We start from the raw sequence: 20,426 nt of genomic DNA, 5'->3' as shown, positions 1-20,426 counted from the left end.
TTGTTTATAAATACAAATCGAAAAATTCTGTAAAGTCGGCATTGTATTGGAAGATTTTCCGCAAATCTTTCGTTTGCTGCACTGTTCTAATTTATTCGAAATTTATAGAAGTTCTCCTTCCTCCATATATAAAAATTAATGTGATCCCTTTCATTATAAATGACTTCATAAATAAGAATATTCAAATTTTTATTACGAATATTTCATCGCTTCGTACATCCTGTCGACAATTGACAAAGATGCATATTTTTCATTTTACTTTCGTAAACATTTTTGTAAATGAATAAATAGCTGTAAACAATCTGTGATGAATGGAAAACGGAGAAAAGGAGGGAATGTGCGAAAAACACTTTATCTCAATCTTATGAATGCTGTTTCTCTCTTTATTTTGCCCTTGGACCGCCTTCTAACAAATAGGATAAACAGCCGATTTCCTTGTGAAGTAGCCGAAATGTTCAGGTATGTCATTCAAAATAAAAGCATACATTTCAATTATTTTTTCGAGAGGTGACGATTTATGATTTGAAATTATATTTTTCAGAATATTCAAATAAAAAGTCGCCTTTTTTCTAGTCATTCATATTCTTATAATGCATTGTCGATCGTCGATTTTGTAAGCTGGGGTTTTTAGAAAGCGGTTTCAAATTTTTGGGATTTTCTATTTTCATTCCAAAGCTTAGGAGGAAAAATCAATATGAGTATTGAGCTCATTGGAATTATTGTGCTTCTGTTGATGTTTATTGTAGGTTCAGTTTTGCCAATTAACCTCGGTGTTTTAGGGTTCGTAGCTGCTTTTATCGTCGGAGTTGTATTCAGCGGATTAAATATTGACGACATTTACAGCGGTTTTCCGGCCGAATTGTTCGTCACTCTTGCTGGAGTGACTTATCTGTTTTCAATTGTTGAGAAAAACGGGACAGTTGATTTGATTACCGGATGGGGTCTTCGCCTGGTCAGAGGTAATCTAGGTCTCGTGCCATGGATAATGTTTTTGCTTTGCGCTATTTTAACTAGCGTCGGCACTTTGGGACCTGCTGCTATTGCGATCCTAGCGCCGATTGCGCTGCGTTTTGCCGCACGATACAACATTAATCCTCTCTTGATGGGGTTATTGTTAGTGATTGGTTCCACAGCGGGATCCTTCTCACTGCTTAATCCTTATGGAGTGATTGTTAACGGCGTTATGCAGGCAAGAGATCTTCCTCATTCGCCGGGGTTGCTTTTCATAAACGCTTTTATCTTCAGTGTATTTGCTTCTGTGATTGTGTTCATCGTTTTGGGAGGACTTCGGCTGCTAAAAAAGCGAACTGCTGCCGAAGAAGATGCAGCGTCTAGAGCTGAAGGGTCCTCCGCAAATGAGAACAATAAATCACAAGAAATTGGATTAACTTTTTACAGAGGCATCACACTTTTAGGGATCATCACACTCGTCGTCCTCGCTCTTATGTTCGATATCGATATTGGCTTTGCAGCGCTTGGAGTAGGATTAGTGCTAGCATTAATTGCTCCAAAGCAGCAAAAGGGCGTTCTATCACGGATGCCTTGGTCTGTGATTCTCTTAATAACTGGTATTGTCACATACGTAGGCGTTTTAGAAACAATTGGAACGATTGATTACATGACTGACTTAATCGCAAAAGTAGGAAATCCGGTAATCGCAGCCCTTGCATCGTCATACGTAGGAGGGATCGTTTCAGCTTTTGCCTCGACAACAGGGTTTCTGGCAGCTATCATCCCGCTGGCAGCACCCATTTTACAGGACCCGACCATTTCTTCCATCGGTGTCGTTTCAGCCATTGCCATTTCTTCAAGCATCGTCGATATAAGCCCCTTCTCCACTAACGGTGCATTGCTGCTCGCAAACGTACAAGGGGTAAAAGAGAATGTATTTTTTAAACAGCTTTTACTTTCTGCTGTTGTAGTCGTAGCGCTTGGACCTGGGCTCGCCTGGCTTGCTTTTGTATTAATTGCGGGATAGCATGGCAAACGATCATCCTTTCACCGGCAGAAAACAGTTTTTTATAACGAACAAGCGCAGCTTCAAGCTGCAATAATGAAAAAACGTTGACCGCTTGATCTTTTGGATAAAACAAACACCTCCATTCATCGAATTTATTTGATGCATTCGACACTGGAGGTGTTTGTCCCTTCCCTCATTTAACCGGGCCGCTTTTAGACAAATTCGTATAGTTTTTTTTGAGACGAAGCGGTGCAATGAAATCTTGCTGTATATAGCGTCAAATTGATTTTATTAGCAAATATATAAAATAAGGCGCCCCCAAAATGGAAACAACGATCCCGACAGGCAGCTCTGAAGGAGCCATGACAACCCGTCCTAATGTATCTGCAGCCAAAAGAATGAAGCTTCCTAAAGCTGCAGTAAGGGGCAAGCATTTCGAATGCTTTGGCCCGACTAGTTGCCTTGTAATATGAGGGGCAAGCAAGCCAAGGAACGTAATCCCTCCGCCAACCGCTACACAAACTCCTGCCAGTGTAACGGCAATGATTAATAAAATCTTGCGTTCTCTTGCAACGTTTATTCCTACCCCTGTTGCTGTTGAATCACCTAAAAGCAATATATCGAGAACCTTTGATTTATAAATCGCGATCGGAATAAGGATCAATAACCATGGTAACAGCGCCCACACATAGTTCCAGTTCGCACCCCAGATGGCTCCCGACAGCCAAGTAAGTGCTCTTGTAAAATCATTCGGTTCCATTTTCATTTGAAAGATGAGGATGCCGGCATTGAATGCCCCATTCATCCCTATTCCCATTAATAAAAGTCTTATCGGTGTAATATGTCCATTTTTTCGAGATAAAAAATAGATTAAGACGGCGGTAAGAAAAGCGCCTGCTAAAGCCGTTATGGGCAAAACATACACGGAAGCCCAGCCGTTCAAAAAGGAAGCTCCTTGGAAAAAGAACATATATAATACAACGGCAAACCCTGCTCCTGAATTAATCCCCAATATTCCCGGATCCGCTAACGGATTTTGCGTAACCCCTTGGAGGATAGCCCCTGAAAGGGAGATTCCCATCCCTACGAGCAATGCCATGAATATTCTAGGCAAACGGAATTGGAATATGGTCAATTCATTTTGATCTGTTCCATTTCCTAATAAGGCGGCAATGACCTCATGAAGAGGTATTTGTATATAGCCGGCATTAATGCTTATGATTGCGGTTATAATGATGAAAAAAATAGTTGAAAAAAACAATGTTTTGAAGTTTATTAATCTTTTTGACATGTTACACCCTCCCCTCTTTACGGGCTAAATAGAGGAAGAAGGGAACCCCTACAACGGCAGTTATCGCTCCAACAGGAGTTTCAAACGGAGCATTCACCATGCGTCCGACAATATCAGCCGCAATTAATAAAATCCCGCCTAAAACGGCAGAACAAGGAATAATCCAACGGTAATCCGTTCCGACTAAAAACCGTGCAATATGAGGAACGATGAGTCCGACAAAGCCAATCACTCCAGCAATTGAAACAGCTGCCCCTGTTAAAAGCAGCACCGTGACCGCTCCTAAAAATTTTACCACATTTGTATTTTGCCCGAGACTTTTGGCAGCTTCTTCGCCCAAGTTAAGGACGGTAATAGAGCGCGACAGTAAGATGGCCAGCAAAAGTCCGGAAATGACGAACGGCAAAAGAAAATGGACTTGAGTTGGTTGGACAGCAGAAACTCCTCCCGCAAAAAAATAGCTGATATCCTTTGCAATATTAAATTTAATTCCTATCGCAGTCGATAAGGAGGTTAGGAGCGATGTAATCGCTGACCCGGCCAAAGCCAGCTTCACAGGCGTCATTCCTCCGCGGGAAAGGGAGCTAATGCCGAACACAAGACAAGCGCCAAGACCTGAACCTATAAAAGAAAAGATTGATAGACCGAAATAAGAGATTCCCGGTAAAAATGCCAGCGCAATGGCAATGAGAAAGGACGATCCTGCCGTTACACCCATAATAGAAGGAGAGGCTAATGGATTCCTAGTCATTCCTTGCATAATAGCACCGGAAACAGCCAAGGCAGAACCGACGAGAATGGCTGCGACTGCACGGGGCAAACGCAATTCCCTGACAATGACATGAGCTTGATTGTCCTCTTCAAAGGCAAAAAACGCACCAAGAACATCTCGATAACTCAAATCCGCAGCACCCAAACGAATCGATATGACAACTGACAGAAATAGGCCAATGATGCCTATGAAAAGAACGATAAGAGCAATCCATCTATTTTTGCTTTTATGAAAAGATTCTGAAGCAGTTTTCGTATGTATCGTTGAATCCATAAACCATTTTTCCTCCAAATGATAAAAATTAAGATTGACAAAGTGGCAGAGATATATTTTAATTGAAAATGGTTATCATTATTGCTTCCCAAAAATTTATTTTATCATATGAGTTGGAGGTTTAGAAATGGTATTTCAGAAAAAGTTATTTTCTCTAATAGGAGCTGCGCTATTAGCTCTATCACTAACCGCTTGCGGCGGACAAGGAACCGACTCCTCTTCCGGATCGGATCAAGCTTCAAATGAGAATGAAAAGTCAGCAGAAACAAGAACATTAACAGATGGAATGGGAAATAAAGTGGAAGTTCCTGCTAATCCAAAAAGAATTATTGCCAGCTATCTTGAAGATCATCTTGTTGCCCTTGGCGTAAAACCTGTCGCACAATGGAGTGTAAACGACGGGAAAACCGTACAAGATTATCTGCAAGATGAGCTGAAAGGAATTCCAACCATTCCTCATGATCTTCCGTTTGAAGCAGTTCAAAAAATGAATCCGGACTTAATTATAATGGACTCCGCTAGCATGGTAGAAGGCGGAAAATATGAACAATATAATCAAATCGCCCCTACTTTTGTTATTGGTGAAGAAGATAACAGCGATTGGCGCAAAGAATTGAAGCTTATTGGCGAAGTATTAGGAAAGGAAAAAGAAGCGGAAAAAGCTCTAGAAGAATATGACGCCAAAGTAGCCGAAGCGAAAGAGACAATTAAAGAAAAAGTAGGAAATCCTTCTGTCGCAGCAGTCTGGTTAGTAGGCGGACAATTCTTTATCGTAAATGAAAAACTTTCAAGCGGTGCCGTCATGTACGGAGACTTAGGATTAAAAGTGCCAAAAGTTGTAAAAGAAATTTCAGCAAACTCAGCAGATAACTGGAGCTCTATCTCTTTAGAGAAATTAGTAGAATTGGATGCTGACTATTTGTTCTTAATTAATAGTGACGGTTCCAATGCAGCACCTTTAAGTGATGCTCTATGGAAAAGCATTCCGGCTGTAAAAGCAGGCAACGTTTTTGAATTTTCTCCTGAAAAAAGCTGGTTGTACACAGGCTCTATTGCCAATTCGCAAATCATCGATGATATTCTAGATTCTTTAGTACAAAAATAATGAAAAAGGGTATCCATCACGGATGCCTTTTTTTGTTGGAAATTTCAACTGAGCAGTTTTTTCCGTTACGCCTTTCCGTAATGGGCGAGCTGTCACAAACTTCAATGTTGTAAGAATTTTAAACGTCTAATTCATATAAACAGCAGGCCATACAGCTGCTAGAAGATCAAATGAACTTTGTTTTTTGTTTTGCTATTTTCGGTCAAAACCGGAGTAGATAGATCACATCTCAGTGTGCTGATCTGAAAACGAAGCAAAAACCGAACTTGATTGATCACAAGTTTATCCTTTTCTCAATGTCTGGCCAATGAAGCCAAAACTGTAAGGTTGAAATTCATGGTTTTTGCCGGAAAATTCCTCTATTTTTTATGTAATGGTTGACACTTCATTACATTAGTCGTTGAAAGTTCTTGTTTGCTATTTTCTATGTAATAACGCGCGTTTGCGATTTTTTATTGTTCATTTTCAAACTCAAGCTGATCTGCATTTGATTCAGGCTGCCGATGATGAAAACGGCTTCCCCTCTCAGTTGTACAAAATCTTTAAACCGTTTGAGGACGCTATTTTGTGCTTTGCAATAGCCTTTGAAGCCTTATTCCCCCTTCTGCATAACCGAGCTCCATATGTACATATTTTCTAATTTTCCTATGGCACAATCGGTATCTATATATGTTAAATATTTAAAGGCGGATTTAGCGAAAATGAAGAACGCTGTTTCAAACGGCATCTATAATCCTTACACTAAAATGAAAAGCTAAGAGGCTCTTAATTCAAGATTTCCTCCTATCTCGAATCAAGAGCCTCAAATAATTCAGCTGGTAGTTTATTAAATCATACTAATACTATCTATATAGTAGTATTAAAGGTGCAAAAGCAGATAGAAATTTTTACTAAAAGCTATTGCGTAAAATTTCGTTTTCGATAAATCCTCATTCAAAATTTTTGGAATTTTCCATAGCGTTTTGATTTGCAAATCACTAGCAGAATAATTGAGAAGGGTTGAAGGCCTTTTGGAAAATTCAGTTCACTTACCCATGCTTTGAGGAGAATTCAATGTCCTTCCCTTTCCAATGTACGGGTTTAAAATAATCATGCGTATTTTTTTGATGAAAATTATAATTTTTTGCTCGTCCAACGAATCAACCCTGTTTCACTATGCGGATGGGAATCTCTTTGAGTTTTTTTATATTCATATTCTAATTCTGATAACGTTAATTTGCAAAGCTGCTCCTCATTCTTAAATGCATTTAAGACAATCAGTTTGTTGATCAATTTTTTTCTTCTGATTTCTACAGCCTGACGAAGAAGGTTACTCATGTGATCCTCTCCTTATCATAAAATTTTTACGTTTTTTTAAATGGTTATCCGATTTCGCTGCACCAGCTTTCTTAGTGCAAGTCTGATCTTGTTAAGACTATTTCATCCTCTGTGCCTTACACGGATCATTTATATTCCTGCTGCGAATTTAAAAACTAAGAGGCTCCCAAATCAAGAAAATCCATCTTGAATGGAGCCTCTAGTGAACCAGTCGGCGTTTTTAATTTTCCAGTAAATTTAACATTATATTAAAACATATTAATCCTACCTGTCAAGTAGAAATTTATGTTTTTATGAATTTAGGCAAAAAAATTCTCCCTCACCGGTCGTTGATTTGTTAATGCCAAAGTACAGATTGATTTCAATTATACAGTCCCAATCCACCCCGGGAAACAGTCCCTTTTGAATGTGCAGTAACATGTTAAAATGTGAAGGGTTCAGGGTTTCCATCCTGACGAATGTACGGTAACATGTTAAAACCCTATTTCACAACTTGTATAGGTTGTTTCAGCAGGCTAAAAATAAAGCAGCTTACCGTTTTTCTTAACAGAAGAAATGCCGTTTTGACGATAGCTTTTTTCTCTAAGCAATTATTTGAAAGAAGTGGAATTCCAATGCTGCTGTTAAAATGTTGGGAAGTCACCATAGCAATTTTTTGCATAATATAGCATAAAAGCGTTTGATCCGTGCTTTTGTAGAACAAAGATATGAGCCGTTCACATTTAGCAATTTGCCGTTTAAATCATAATACCCCGCTCTGATGGAGCTGATAAATCGGTTACACGAAAACTTATAGCCCCTCACTTAATGGGTTTCTCCTGCCCCTAGTAAACATAATAACAGTTCATTTTCTCTTCTGTTGCTGAACTCTTTTTTGTTATAGCAGCTGGCAAATGGATTTGATCCCGATCATTCCAAATTTAGCTTTCTACATAAAGCGGGATATCTGGACGTCTTTTAACGTCAACACATCGAACAAAAATTTCTCTTCAAAATGCGTACTATGAATGCTCTTCCAATACCAGATATTACAATATTTTACAATTAGATGAATTTTTTATATAACTTGTGATATTTGTCCGTTTCAAAAAGCCCTGCTAATACATTTAATGTATATAGATATTCTAGGAGGTGAGTTTCCAATGTTTGGTCATACTAGACCCATTATCTGTCCGCCTAAACATGTGGTTCGCGACCGTTTCATTCCACGTGTAGTTCCTTATATTCATCCAATTGTAAGGATTAATCGTTTCAATATTGTCAATGTTCCTAGACATATTTATAGACCAATTACAAGAAACGTAATTGTTGATCCAGGATACCCTTCTAAGTGCTGCTAAATGACATTACAATGCGCCCCTCTTTTATTAAGGGGGGCGTTGTTTTGTTTTAAATTCCCTTAACGTGTTTTTTGCAAAATAAAAGTGCAGAGAATTGCAAAATCCTTATGCAGTGATATGCAATGGGGCTTTACATGGAGGAGGAGCCATGATAACCTTTTTTGGTTTTGCCAAAACTGTTGAAGCTGGCGCTTGGCTAAAGAATCATGGCTACAGAGGATCCATGTCAAGCCCTTGATGGATAGATCACATATATGTATATTTATTCAAAATTTTGATAAAGATATACTGCAACACTCTGTATTTTTTTCTTGCAGAAAACACTTAACGCCATAACCTCAAGAGGTTCCATCATTATTTCTCATTTCTAAAGTACACTAATGTTCAGATTTTCATTGGAAACACCATAAATTAAGCCGATTCGGATCAAGCAACTATTCCTTTTGTAAAATGCCGATGCGTTTATTGTGAACAAAGAATTTTTGTGCCCTCTGGATGTTTCAATGTATACAAAAGGAATTTTTCGTCTTCTGATTCGCCATCTTCTCGGATGTCGTCTGTGACCATCCTCCAAGATCAGAAAGCTTTCTTTTTATCAACCCATTCCAACCTGTTTCCTCAACAATATCCATACTTTGAGTTAATCCCCACCAGTTGCAATACATCCATTTATATCCATATGATGAATGAGTCGACTCTTTTTTATATTAGTTTACATAATTATTTTATGGGTTACTAAACTTAATTTTGGCTAATTTATCAGCTGCTGTTGCTTCAAAATTGATTCTGCTGAGGTTCCAATCGATTTTAGCAGCGCTTTGGGCTCTTGCTCTTACCCGTTGCTTGTGCAGTATTTAACAAAAAGCTCCCTCCTTTGAAGTTGAGTTTTGAAGGAAAAGAAAAAGCACCTTTCAAAAGGTGCCTACACTTTTTTTCTAAATGCCCTTCTTTCCGCATATACTGCACATTCCGGACAAACTTTCATACTATTTCCGTTATGGTCTACATAATGATAGTAAGTTTTTGTTTTTCGCTTACACAAAAAGCACCGCTTATGAAATAGACGAAACATAATTCAACTCTCCATACTGTAATGTTTGAAATGCACCTCACAGGGTGCAGCTTTTAGATGTTCCATTTTAATACTCTCCACAAAAAAACGTTCGATTCCGAATGGTTTTAAAATGTTCTACCTGTCTTTTTCCATATATTTTTTTATCTTTTTTTCTTCCCATTCTTCCCCGAATATGCCAAATGCAAACGTTGAGGCGCCGTGTACTAAAAGTCCAATCCCCCAGCCAAAAAGCGGATATTGAAACCACCAATTACCGGGATCCGAAATTAAGTTAAAAAGAAAAAGCATAGAATTCACTAAAACATAAGAAATGAAATGCATATAAAAGGCTTTCAAATTTTCCACTCTTTTTTTCGCCCTTAAATATTTTTCATCTTTTTCGACTTTCAACACCCCCCTATATAGCTTAGTTTTTGAACAGCCTTGTTGCCACTCATAATGCTGAAAATATTTTCCTTCACCGTTTACATTTGGGAATGAGGCACGACAATTTCTAACCTGCTGTTGATTCGGTTTTTCATAAGTCTTGAACCGTAAACGCAACGAATTTGCTTAAGTTTCGACGTTTACCTCTCTTCTCCTACTCCATTCGACAAAGGGGTAATTTTTCCTTCTTTAAACAATAAGGATTAACAAATTTTTTGCAGGAAAAAGGCGAATAAAAGCTTCAAAAAAATATGGGCCACCATTCAATGAAATCGTTTCACAAATGAATTGCACACCATAAAGCTCTCAGCAGGATGGATGAAATGAGCTTTTTCATCTAGAGAGGCCAGAACAAGAAGGTTGGAGCTGAATCGCCATTGGCTAACAAGTACATCCAGTAGCATTCTTTTGAACAATCTTTTTCTGTCAAAGCGGCAACCGTACCGGCATCCAAACCTTTAATTTGCAGCGCATCTTTCACTGGAACAGGGTGTGGCGCCTTAAACAGCTCCTTCATCATTGGAATGGGGGTCATCCGTCTAATCATGAAGGAAATGGCCAATTTTCAAACTTTCCAGCAGGATTTACATCTACAATTATGGGGATCGTGATGCCATGCCTGTATCTAGAAGACAAAGAAACACCTTGATCATATTTCATAAGCAAATACCTGCATCAATTTTACTTTTTTGAACATCATATCGGCACAATATTTTTATATCTCAAATGTATCATATGACCGCCGCAAAGTTTTTTATTCCTTATTTTTAACAGCGGGGTCTATAAAGGGAGCAATTGGTAGGCATCAAACGTAAAGGCCTTTAGTTTGGTGTTGCAATTCCTTGTAGGTAAGATAAAAACGATATTACGAATCTCGGTGAGGAAACACCAACACCACTTTCAATTCCTTATAGTTAAGATAAAAACAAGAATTCGAGACGTATCTCGACGAAACAGACGAATGTTTCAATTCCTTATAGTTAAGATAAAAACCAAAGAATCGGTTTTTTCTTCGTAAATATCACCAAGCTTCAATTCCTCATAGTTAAGATAATAACATGATCAGAATGACCCTGATTATTACCCTTGTTATGCTTCAATTCCTCATAGTTAAGATAAAAACGATCAAATCCTGCATAGTCTACATGGGGTACAGGGCTTCAATTCCTTATAGTTAAGATAAAAACGCAAAAGCTGTACTAATACTTCAAAAATATGAAAATGCTTCAATTCCTTATAGTTAAGATAAAAACTACGTATGGATGTATAGCCTAATTTTTCTCTTTGTAGCTTCAATTCCTTATAGTTAAGATAAAAACCTAAAGAAGGATGGAGTGTCTCACAAATTGAGGAGGTGCTTCAATTCCTTATAGTTAAGATAAAAACATACAGATGTTTAACAGTCTAATTCCCGTTATTTTAGCTTCAATTCCTTATAGTTAAGATAAAAACCCCAGAAAATGTTGTTAAATAAGCATTTCGTTTTAAATGGTTGATTGGTTATTTTCATTTTAACGAAGGAGTCAAATTTTATCAATCCTTTGATTTGCGTGGGCTCAATTGAATTTTAAAAGAGTCGTCGATCCCCTAGGATTTTTGCACGATTGGAGTTCGACGACAAATTTTCATTATTTTTATAAAGAAGAATGTCAAATGATTCCAGTATTCTTACTGATCAAAGGCTTGTTTCAGGACTTTTTATTCGGACAGAAATCGAGAAGAGGCGTTGTAAAGAATTAAAGATCCTGAATTAGAAAATAGATAAGTGGATTATTTGACACTACATCATTTGCGGTAAAGCCATTGTTGCATTCCTCCTTATTTTTGGTCCATTGTAAATTCTACAAAGGAAGGGGAAGCAATGTGGCTCTTTTCTATTTCCCTTTTGACACAATTATATGGACTAATTGGTGGCGCAATTTTCTAGTCTGCAACGGTCCAGTTACACACGATTTGCTGTTTCAGATAAATGAAAATTTGCAGCATGTGCTATCAGAAAAAGTGGAATGTTAAAAATTATTGGATTTAAAAAATGACAACGGTTAGTCGTCCCCGTTGTCATTCTAAATGTTACTTGATTAAAGACTAGTTACGCAGCTGAGAAACAATATTCTCGTTTGATAGTTCCTTCGCTAATATACTAGAAATAACATACTTTACAAACAATTTATTTAGTAAAATGAATAAACTTAATAGTATTAATAAACCAACGGTAATTATCATTAATATTTCATTATTTAGCGCCTTAGAAAGAAGAATAGCAAATAAAATAACCGTTCCATAAGAGAAAATATAAACTTTTTTGTTTCCTGATTCGATTGTTTTATAAAACTGGGATGTGATTTCTTTGCTAGACATTCCGTTTAAATAGAGAGACAGTAAATCACGATTTATTAACTTGATGAGAGAATTTAAGCTGTTTTTATATACAATGACAATTACAATAAGTAAGCTTAGCTGGAAAAACAAAAGCAAATGGAAAGAGACTTTCGAATTTTGTACTAAGTTCTCCAAACCTTCAGATTGATAATATACATAAACTTCATCTTCATTAAACATTTCATGAAAGGATTTGACAAAATCATATATATATTCTGTTTTTTCTAAGTTCACAATAAGTGATTTAACACCTGAATAGTTACTGCTATTAATTGTTGCCAACATTTTATTATATAAAGGTTGAGCGAGATAACATTTATCCTTTAGAAAATATGTGCCTGATCCTTCATAATAATAGTTTGTAGTTTTAACGGGCTTGTGATTCAAATCAGAAATAATTAATGTTTGATTTTTAAAATGTTCTGGCAGCACTAAAGCATTGTCATCAACTTGTTCGTCAAAACTAATAGCTTCTCTAGTAGTTTCATTAAGAGGCAAGCAATCTAAAAACTCTACCTCCTCTTTTTCCGACGAATAAATAAGAGGAATTTCATAATCATAGGTAAGATTTTTAACATGAGGCAAATTTAAAATTAAGTTAGTATCGTACTCAAATTCTCCTGTTTCTGTATATCCATTGATCAGTACCATTGATAATTTATCATTATTTAATATATTATTATGGATGTTCTCAGCAGAAATAAATACTGTAAAGATCGAAAATATAATCAATATTAGTAATAAAAAGTTTAGTATCGCAAGCTTTCTTAAACTTTTTAAATATTTTTGCTTTATATAATAAAAAACCGAATCATGTTTTAACATAGTTCTTTCAATCCTTTATTTAATTGAATAAAATCAAATGATTTGTCTGAATTTTCCACAACAAATTTTGAATGGGTTACTACTATAATGACCCTATCTTTTTTTATACTAGATAAAATATCCATTATGATTTGAATATTCTCTTCATCTAAATTATTCGTTGGCTCATCCAATAAAATAAGCGGATATTCAAATACCAATACTTTTAAAAAAGCTGCTCGTTGTCTTTCACCACCAGAGAGATTATTTACTGGAATATCTAACTTGTTTTCCATTTGTATTTGCCTGCTGTATTTATTTAGTTTTTCGTTATCTAAAGGCTGGCTGTTTATAAGTGAGATAATTTGAAGGTTTTCTCTAATTGTTAAAGTCTCTATTAAATTTAAATCTTGGAAGAAATACGCTATTTTTTTCCGCAAGTCATCAACTAATTCAACATCCTCAAAATTAATTTGTTTATGAAATAAATTAATGCTTCCTGAGTGAGGTTTTTGTATTAAAGATAAAATATTGATAAAAGTGGTTTTCCCACACCCGCTTTTTCCATAAATAGCATATAAACCAGGTTCATTTATCTCTAGAGAGAGATTTCTCAAGATTATTTTTTCGCCGTATTGAAAGTTAATGTTTTTAACACTAACATGAATATCCTCATAGTTGTCAACGGAATTTTTGTGCAAATTCATCACCCTCTAATATATTAAGGATATTATTCAAATACACACTTAGCTCAAAAACATAGTTACCTCTTGGTTCACAATATCCTAAATAACATTCATACTGCTCTACCTTTTTTCTAATTAATTCCTTATCTATATCAAGGTTATGCTTTTGAACTAGACTAGTATAAATATTTAATATAATATAGAAGTCTTTACTTTCATTATTTAAAACTTCAGGATATAATTTTTTCATTTCTTCGATATCTTTGGGAGTAGGGTCAATGATATCGTACTTTAGTACCTTTGTAAGTAAGTCATCTGACTCTTCTATAGCAACAGCTTCAGAAGTAGCCATCTCACCAGTTGCCTTATAACAGTAATACATTTCATTAAATAATTTTATGTCTCGGCAGTTCGTATTTTCAGCAGCTTCTTGATTACGAGAGGATTTTCCAATCACTTCTTCTGCATAGTTTAAATAATATGAATATTGGTAATAACTTTGATCTTTATTGTTTTTCAATTCCTGACTAAAACTATCTATGCGATGGCTTAGTACATTTAAATATTTATCGACATCAGAAATTTCTTTACTAGCAAATACATTCGACATTAAATATAGATTTCTTATACTCTCCAATGAATAAAAGTACGTATGAAAAGGTCTTGTTTCTGATAATATATTAGTCATAAACTTTTTGTTCTCAAAGTGTTGCTCTAGTTCTTTTGCGATCATTAAATGAACCCAATAAGTAATTTCATCTCTGAATAATATTGTTATTTGGTTTTCTTTCTTTTCATATATGTCTTTTAAATGGTCCAAATTTACTTCAAGATCATATAGATTGCTTAAAATAATAGAGGCATGAAGAAGAATTGGTTTATTATAGTCTAAGTCTAAAAGGTCTTGTTCAGTAAAACTTGAAATGATATTTTCAATTTTATCTTTCATATCTGCAACCGTGTTATTTATCTTATAATCCAATATTAGAAAATAATAATACTCCACTTGATCAGCCTTGCCTGGATTCTCTAGCTTCATAAATACTTTTTTTATTTTTTCTAACCCCTCCGAATCACCAATATATTCCATCATATTATAAAGAAAATATAAATCAAAAAATGAACGAACCTTATTAATTTCTTCTATTGAGAATAAACTATCTTTTTTTAACATTGATAATAAAATCCTACAATAAAAATTATTTTGTTCTTGCTTACATTCACTAGGCTGTAATTTATCATTTATTTTGCCAAGATATAATATCGAGCTATTATTTTTCAAATCAGATATTTCCTCAGACTGACTGGTTACTTCAAAAACACTTCCATCATTACTTTCTTTCATATAAGAATTGATCGTATTAATAAAATTATTTCTATGAATAGGCCGATTTTTAAAATAAGGTTCACTGCAAGCTGTAAGCAGGAAAAAACATACTATAAGCAAATAGATATTTTGTTTCATATAAACATATCTCCTAACCTATTAGCCTTTATATTGGAAATAAGGTAAAAAGTGTAGATATTCTGCTCTAAATATTAGATTTTTGCAGTAGCTGTGTATGTTCTATTACTATAATCAACTATTGTAGTAGTGTACATGCCAAGATATATTGTTAAACCGCTTCCACAAACATTTCCAGAGCTGCTATAAGATTTTGTAGTTGTGCTTCTTGAATAACCAGGACTAGATCCACTACCACTTGCTCCGGCTCCGCTAAAGGAAACACTTCCTCCAACTGTATAAAACGAAACTTGATGAGTTAACTTCTTAAACCCGGTTCTAGTAGTAGAACTATATGCTTTATAATTTCCGCAACCTTTCCAGTCAGACAAATAAGGTAAATCGGCTTTCGCTGTAACATTGTTATCGGGATTAACGCTTTGGTTAGAAAAGAACAGGGCGGCGATTTACAGTTTTGGTGGCTCGATAAGCATCAGCAGATGGTGAAAATGTAAAAATAAAACATAGTAATATAGCAAAAGATAAAGCAAGCATTTTTCACCTAAATAATTGAATATTATACACTTTTTACCTTAATTATCATTTTATCACATTCATAGGTAATTTGGAGTATTTTTTACATTATTTGTTTGTAATGATTATTTTTTCTTTTTAGTATTTTTTGTGGTTTGGACACAATTAATTTTGGAAATAAAATGAATTTCCTGATCTGATCGCTTATCAGTAAATAAAATGAGCGCCTAGTAAGCGCTCATGTAGACAATATATATTAACCAGAAAGTTAATAACCTTCTTCTTGGGTGAACATTGTTCTTATAAAACTTGTTGATACCGCTTCATCAGATAATGCCACCGTGATCGGAATGAAGAATGGGCTTCTTCGTTTCTTTCTATCGTTTGCAAGCAAAAAATACAGAGACGTGCAAGCTGTTTCACCGCACATAAATAAGGAGCGGTCAATACAAATGTTTCAACAAAGGCATCGCTGGCTCATGGATGTTTCAGCACTACATCCGTTTCCTTGACCATAAAAATTGATTAAGCACGACCGCATAGGCCGTGCTTTTTGGTTTAAAATTTTTCTTCATCGTTAAGATAAAAACGGCGGCTCGGTGGGACAGAGATCCCGAAGATTCGGGGGTGTTTCAATTCCTTCTAGTTAAGATAAAAACTCGTATAATTCAAACAGTCGCCAAAACTGGTTGGCAACTTGTTGTTTCAATTCCTCATAGTTAAGATAAAAACATGAAGGCGGAACGTCATGGATTCAAGGAGACGAAAGTTTCAATTCCTCGTAGTTAAGATAAAAACTCGTATAATTCAAACAGTCGCCAAAACTGGTTGGCAACTTGTTGTTTCAATTCCTCATAGTTAAGATAAAAACGAATACCGGCGTAAATTCTTCTCTAGGCATCTACCGTGTTTCAATTCCTTCTAGTTAAGATAAAAACTCTCAACAAAGTCAAGATAAATAAGAGCCTCCTCGATGTTTCAATTCCTTCTAGTTAAGATAAAAACTCAGGCAATTGATTTAATAAATCTTTTTGATCTATAATGTTTCAATTCCTCGAAGTTAAGATAAAAACATGCTTATATTCTTCAGAACCCTTTTCTTTTTTATCGTTGTTTCAATTCCTCGTAGTTAAGATAAAAACGTTTATGTCAAAAAATTTCATCAGGAGATTATCTCTGTTTCAATTCCTCGTAGTTAAGATAAAAACAGCTTGTCCCAGATTTCTTTGTTAAATTGAGTGTGGTTTCAATTCCTCGTAGTTAAGATAAAAACAATGTCCTCTTTTTTTAATTTAATTTGACAGAAATTACAGGTTTCAATTCCTCGTAGTTAAGATAAAAACCCCACAAATTGTTGTTAGATAAGTATTTGGCTTAAAATAGTTTATTGGTTATTTTCATTTTAGCGAAGGTGTTACATTTAATCAATCCTTTGATTTGTCAAGGTTCAACGAAGATTTGAAAGAGTCGTCGATCCCCTAGGATTTTTGCACGATTGGAGGTCGACGACAAATTTCCAATTATTTTTTGAAGAAGATGTAAATGATCCTAGTGCTGGATAATAATCCATACACCAACCAATAATAATGGGTATTAATGAACCACCAAGTGCATTAGAAGCTAATAATATGCTAGTTACCCTTTTTGTGTGTTCAGGAAAATGTTGATTAGTAATAATTAAAGCGATTGCAAACATTCCTGCCATAAATAGACCTAGTAAGAAACAAAGAAAAAATCCTAACCAAACATTTTCATTAAGAGCTAATAAAATCAGACTTACCACGCTTCCTATATTGATAAGGAGGAAAAAGTAGTTATAGGAAAGTCTCTCAGCAATCACTCCGGTTAGTACACGTCCTATCACCATTGCTGTCCAATAAATTGTTACAGTAATTGTTGCAAGTGAGTTAGAAATTGCCCATTCCTCCTTAAACATGTAAGAAAAAAATGGACAATTGATATTTCATTTCCAGCGTAAAAGAAAAAATAAACTGACGAAGAAATAATAATTAAATAATTTTTTTAGAATAAAAAGGATAGTTTTTATTTGCTACTTTACTTTTTCCAATTTTGTCAATAAGAAATGTATCAATGCTACCAAAAGAGAGTACTTTCCATGTAATCATTAGAAGAAATGAACTAGCTCCTAAAACAAGGAATGAAAACTCCCATATTCCCTTACTTATTAATAAACTAGCCAATAAAGCTATTAAAAGTGCATCTAAGTCATAAGCTACCTCCAGTTTACTCATAGTCATAGCCTGTTTCTTCTTGGTAACTTCTAAAATAATTGTTCCAACACTTTATTCAACAAGTCCGGATCCAAAACCTGCTATTCCAACCAATATACCAATCTGGTAATAGACAAATTAAAAATTCAAAACAAATGAGAAACAAACCAACTATAACCACTTTTTTTCTGCCAAGCGTTTATTTCGACAGGTGACAGGCACCGTGTTCTTATGGCTGTTCGGGCTTCATCGCGAGATTGAACGAGTATTTAAATGAGTGAAAGAGTGACAAGGGGGAACAGCCACGATGGTATGAAATTTCATCGATATTTACTGCATGTGTTATACTGCATCCTTATGCATAACTTCGCGTTTTTACTCCAGTTTTGCAACACCATCCATAGTACAATACAAAGTTATCTAATTTTACAACAGCAATTCATTTTTTAGTAAGTTTAATAAGTCATATGGTTTATTATCTATAAATGTCTTATGTTCATATTTTGTATTAAATCTGGCTATAACTGTGTATGGTTGCCACAACGAATTCTTTGGACTCCAATTAATAAATTGTAGTCTTTCTACTTCAATTTCCCAATTGTAGAGCCATTTCAAGTCTTTTTCAGATTCTAATATGATTACTTCGTGTAAATATAATGCAATTGCATTCTGTAATGCCTCATGTCCTAACATGTATTTTGTCACATCACCAGGATTAGAAGGTAAGACATCGAATAGAACTGTAAAAAACTTATCTAAGAATACTAATATCTCGTCATATTTGTCTTTTATTAACTGTTCGTTCTTTTTGGAAATATTTATCTTACCGAATAATAAGCAGCTAATAAATACTTTTAATCTAGCGCTAGTACAAAACAAGGTGCTAGCAGGTCTTACTATCCTGCTCTTATTAAACTCAACGCCTGCAATTTGAAGAGCGGTACATGAATTATAAAGGTCTCTTATTAGTACTTTAGTGATATCTCTAGTATCGTATTTTGTTATTAAGGACATCGAAACTCGTCTAGCGTTGGAATTAATATCTGCAAAAAGATTTCTCTCGTCGTTCTTGCTTAATCCGAAATATATTTGAGCAGTCATTGTGCTATCCAGTATTTTTTCTTTTCTTTCTTTATCATTCATACTTCTCAGTAAGTATTCTAACCCTTTGATTCGATGTTGACCATCGAGTACTTTTAATTTTAATCCCGTTGGTATTCGTAACTCTTTATTCTCTCTATTGTAGTATTTGGTTGGATCAACATAGAATGAAAACACTAGGGATGGTAAAAATATTCCTATTTCAGAATCAAACGAATCAATGTACTTAGAAATCGGTTTTTTCCTAGCATAGTTAATATCCCTATTGACTGAATCATCAATTTCATATACTTGTAGAATATCCCTTACGCTTATCTGGGTAGTCATCATTGCTTTATTAGTATTAATAAGATGTATTATCCCCTTTAATTTTATTTCAAACATGGCCTAATCCTTCCTTATTTAAAATTTACAGTATTGTAGTATTGCTCCAATAAAAGATTACAAATTCGTGATGAGGTTCTAGTTCCAACATGGAATCTATATTTTTTAGTCTTATTGTAGTAAGGAATACCTAACTGTTTTAATTCCTTGTTTTTATGGCTCCAGTCAAATAATCGAACAACTTTTTGGAAAAATTCTTCCATATCAAAATTCCCATCATTTTGTTTTAATAAATAAATACATTTAGCAATTCCTTGTAACACATAAGGGTTCATAATAAAATATTTGTTCCTATCCAGAGCTTGATCAGGAGCATACTTTATGAGTAAGGTAAGGAAATCTTCGACAATCTTTTTGTATTCATTATAGCTATCTTCATTAAGATTACTTTTAGCACCTTTTACAGTCACAACACCATCATTCAAGGTAAAGACTAGACCATATAGAGTCGAAGCTGTCATTAGTTTTGTGGTAGTAGTTTTTGCTCGAATCTCAAACTTATCTGATGAGATAGAGGGATGATTGTAAATAATATCTTTAACCAATTTGCTGCATAAATCATTATCCTTATACATAATTAGAAGGGTATTACTTACTTTGGCAGCTTTTGTATTTACATCAGTGAATAACTGACGCTCTTGTTCAATAGTTAAATTCCTAAATATTTGAACAGTTAAAGGGAAGTTTTTTATGTACTCAAGCTTTTTTCGATCTTCTGAATCTTGACTGTTTTCTAACCGATTTTTTAATATCTCGAAGGCTCTAATTCTATGTTGACCATCTAAAATAACCATTGTATCTCCAGTTTTTAGATAAAATTGATTGGTAGATGAATCGAACCTTCCTCTTCCTCTTGCTGAGAAAATTAAAGGAGGAAAATAAATATCGTTTCCATCAAGTCCAAATTGAATATATTTACAAATGTTAGATACTTGTTTCTCAATCATTTCCCTTTGAACAGATTTATCTATTTCTAGGAATTTCAGCACATAATCAACCGTGCATTGAACCGAAATGACTTCATGACCAAACTGGTTACCCCTCACGCCATACATTGTTATGTAGTTACTAGAATCATCAATTATATCTGCAAAATTCATAAGTAATTTTCCCTCCTACAAATTCTATTTGTGTGCTTTTTTTCTTTCTAATAGTTTTAATTATAATTTTTTAACATTTTAAATGGAATATTTATTCTTAAAATTTTTTACAAATATCTATGTTAATTGGTTAAAAAATTCTTTTATACAATAATTACTTTTACCTAATATACCCGGCACATATTGTTATTTAATATTTGTGGG

The 20,426-nt window shown here is 34.7% G+C and carries 14 protein-coding genes, 2 pseudogenes and 2 CRISPR repeat arrays; of the genes and pseudogenes, 4 read left to right on the top strand and 12 right to left on the bottom strand.

What is annotated here, in order from left to right:
* The first annotated feature begins 694 nt into the window (after positions 1 to 694).
* On the top strand, positions 695 to 1,978 hold the full coding sequence (locus tag NSQ94_RS09050; protein ID WP_063387780.1) for an SLC13 family permease: 1,284 nt from the start codon (positions 695 to 697) through the stop codon (positions 1,976 to 1,978).
* 259 nt (positions 1,979 to 2,237) lie between these two features.
* On the opposite strand, the gene NSQ94_RS09045 is transcribed toward NSQ94_RS09050, so the two are convergent.
* Both NSQ94_RS09045 and NSQ94_RS09040 read right to left on the bottom strand, forming a co-directional pair.
* Positions 2,238 to 3,251, bottom strand: a complete 1,014-nt coding sequence (locus tag NSQ94_RS09045; RefSeq protein ID WP_063387779.1) for an iron ABC transporter permease — start codon at positions 3,249 to 3,251, stop codon at positions 2,238 to 2,240.
* 1 nt (position 3,252) lies between these two features.
* The gene (locus tag NSQ94_RS09040) at positions 3,253 to 4,296 is read right to left on the bottom strand and encodes an iron ABC transporter permease (protein WP_339230634.1); all 1,044 of its coding nucleotides are present in this window, start codon (positions 4,294 to 4,296) and stop codon (positions 3,253 to 3,255) included.
* Positions 4,297 to 4,423: 127 nt separating this feature from the next.
* Here NSQ94_RS09040 and NSQ94_RS09035 point away from each other — a divergent pair, with 127 nt between their 5' ends.
* Complete coding sequence (locus NSQ94_RS09035) at positions 4,424 to 5,401, top strand: ABC transporter substrate-binding protein (RefSeq protein WP_066251568.1); 978 nt, start codon at positions 4,424 to 4,426, stop codon at positions 5,399 to 5,401.
* A gap of 1,113 nt (positions 5,402 to 6,514) precedes the next feature.
* Here NSQ94_RS09035 and NSQ94_RS09030 read toward each other — a convergent pair.
* Positions 6,515 to 6,718 (bottom strand): Fur-regulated basic protein FbpA, encoded by a 204-nt coding sequence (locus NSQ94_RS09030; protein WP_063387775.1) that lies wholly within the window; start codon positions 6,716 to 6,718, stop codon positions 6,515 to 6,517.
* Positions 6,719 to 7,860: 1,142 nt separating this feature from the next.
* Between NSQ94_RS09030 and NSQ94_RS09025 the strand changes: the two genes are divergently transcribed.
* A complete protein-coding gene (locus NSQ94_RS09025) occupies positions 7,861 to 8,058 on the top strand; it encodes a hypothetical protein (RefSeq protein ID WP_082829623.1) in 198 nt (65 codons plus the stop codon).
* 1,189 nt (positions 8,059 to 9,247) lie between these two features.
* Here NSQ94_RS09025 and NSQ94_RS09020 read toward each other — a convergent pair.
* The 7 genes and pseudogenes from NSQ94_RS09020 to NSQ94_RS08990 all read right to left on the bottom strand — a co-directional run bounded on the left by NSQ94_RS09020 (position 9,248) and on the right by NSQ94_RS08990 (position 17,664).
* Positions 9,248 to 9,523: a 2TM domain-containing protein gene (locus NSQ94_RS09020; protein WP_066251567.1), complete on the bottom strand. Its 276-nt coding sequence runs from the start codon at positions 9,521 to 9,523 to the stop codon at positions 9,248 to 9,250.
* Positions 9,524 to 9,995: 472 nt separating this feature from the next.
* A pseudogene (locus tag NSQ94_RS09015) lies at positions 9,996 to 10,085 on the bottom strand (4-hydroxy-tetrahydrodipicolinate synthase); the annotation flags it as partial.
* A 305-nt stretch (positions 10,086 to 10,390) separates the two neighbouring features.
* Positions 10,391 to 11,011: direct repeats of the CRISPR family, unit length 28 nt; unit sequence TTCAATTCCTTATAGTTAAGATAAAAAC.
* A gap of 633 nt (positions 11,012 to 11,644) precedes the next feature.
* The gene (locus NSQ94_RS09010; RefSeq protein ID WP_327847967.1) at positions 11,645 to 12,763 is read right to left on the bottom strand and encodes a hypothetical protein; all 1,119 of its coding nucleotides are present in this window, start codon (positions 12,761 to 12,763) and stop codon (positions 11,645 to 11,647) included.
* Entirely contained in the window at positions 12,757 to 13,443 is a 687-nt protein-coding gene (locus NSQ94_RS09005; protein WP_327847966.1) for an ABC transporter ATP-binding protein, read from the bottom strand. The genes NSQ94_RS09010 and NSQ94_RS09005 overlap by 7 nt, the downstream gene beginning before the upstream one ends.
* Positions 13,424 to 14,893, bottom strand: coding sequence for a hypothetical protein (locus NSQ94_RS09000; protein ID WP_339230631.1), 1,470 nt, complete (start codon positions 14,891 to 14,893; stop codon positions 13,424 to 13,426). Before NSQ94_RS09000 ends, NSQ94_RS09005 begins: the two co-directional genes overlap by 20 nt.
* A 1,142-nt stretch (positions 14,894 to 16,035) precedes the next feature.
* Positions 16,036 to 16,749: a CRISPR direct-repeat array (repeat unit 16 nt; unit sequence TAGTTAAGATAAAAAC).
* Between the two features lie 104 nt (positions 16,750 to 16,853).
* Positions 16,854 to 17,342 (bottom strand): MFS transporter, encoded by a 489-nt coding sequence (locus NSQ94_RS08995; protein ID WP_339230630.1) that lies wholly within the window; start codon positions 17,340 to 17,342, stop codon positions 16,854 to 16,856.
* Positions 17,343 to 17,415: 73 nt separating this feature from the next.
* Positions 17,416 to 17,664, bottom strand: coding sequence for a hypothetical protein (locus NSQ94_RS08990; RefSeq protein ID WP_339230628.1), 249 nt, complete (start codon positions 17,662 to 17,664; stop codon positions 17,416 to 17,418).
* A gap of 205 nt (positions 17,665 to 17,869) precedes the next feature.
* Between NSQ94_RS08990 and NSQ94_RS08985 the strand changes: the two are divergent.
* Positions 17,870 to 18,018, top strand: a pseudogene (locus NSQ94_RS08985) (ISNCY family transposase); the annotation flags it as partial.
* Positions 18,019 to 18,063: 45 nt separating this feature from the next.
* Here NSQ94_RS08985 and NSQ94_RS08980 read toward each other — a convergent pair.
* The gene (locus tag NSQ94_RS08980; protein ID WP_339230626.1) at positions 18,064 to 19,122 is read right to left on the bottom strand and encodes a DNA sulfur modification protein DndB; all 1,059 of its coding nucleotides are present in this window, start codon (positions 19,120 to 19,122) and stop codon (positions 18,064 to 18,066) included.
* A gap of 14 nt (positions 19,123 to 19,136) precedes the next feature.
* Positions 19,137 to 20,222, bottom strand: a complete 1,086-nt coding sequence (locus tag NSQ94_RS08975; protein ID WP_339230624.1) for a DNA sulfur modification protein DndB — start codon at positions 20,220 to 20,222, stop codon at positions 19,137 to 19,139.
* Positions 20,223 to 20,426: the final 204 nt, after the last annotated feature.

It is taken from the genome of Aeribacillus sp. FSL K6-2833 (assembly GCF_037965815.1).
In the GTDB taxonomy this organism is placed as follows: Bacteria; Bacillota; Bacilli; order Bacillales; family Aeribacillaceae; genus Aeribacillus; species Aeribacillus composti.
This window is presented reverse-complemented; position numbering and strand designations above follow the sequence as displayed.

Bases quoted from the DNA above. Each gene is read 5' to 3' on its own strand.
- NSQ94_RS09050 (WP_063387780.1), top strand. From the start codon at position 695: ATGAGTATTGAGCTCATTGGAATTATTGTGCTTCTGTTGATGTTTATT.
- NSQ94_RS09045 (WP_063387779.1), bottom strand. From the start codon at position 3,251: ATGTCAAAAAGATTAATAAACTTCAAAACATTGTTTTTTTCAACTATT.
- NSQ94_RS09040 (WP_339230634.1), bottom strand. From the start codon at position 4,296: ATGGATTCAACGATACATACGAAAACTGCTTCAGAATCTTTTCATAAA.
- NSQ94_RS09035 (WP_066251568.1), top strand. From the start codon at position 4,424: ATGGTATTTCAGAAAAAGTTATTTTCTCTAATAGGAGCTGCGCTATTA.
- NSQ94_RS09030 (WP_063387775.1), bottom strand. From the start codon at position 6,718: ATGAGTAACCTTCTTCGTCAGGCTGTAGAAATCAGAAGAAAAAAATTG.
- NSQ94_RS09025 (WP_082829623.1), top strand. From the start codon at position 7,861: ATGTTTGGTCATACTAGACCCATTATCTGTCCGCCTAAACATGTGGTT.
- NSQ94_RS09010 (WP_327847967.1), bottom strand. From the start codon at position 12,763: ATGTTAAAACATGATTCGGTTTTTTATTATATAAAGCAAAAATATTTA.
- NSQ94_RS09000 (WP_339230631.1), bottom strand. From the start codon at position 14,893: ATGAAACAAAATATCTATTTGCTTATAGTATGTTTTTTCCTGCTTACA.
- NSQ94_RS08995 (WP_339230630.1), bottom strand. From the start codon at position 17,342: ATGTTTAAGGAGGAATGGGCAATTTCTAACTCACTTGCAACAATTACT.
- NSQ94_RS08990 (WP_339230628.1), bottom strand. From the start codon at position 17,664: ATGACTATGAGTAAACTGGAGGTAGCTTATGACTTAGATGCACTTTTA.
- NSQ94_RS08980 (WP_339230626.1), bottom strand. From the start codon at position 19,122: ATGTTTGAAATAAAATTAAAGGGGATAATACATCTTATTAATACTAAT.
- NSQ94_RS08975 (WP_339230624.1), bottom strand. From the start codon at position 20,222: ATGAATTTTGCAGATATAATTGATGATTCTAGTAACTACATAACAATG.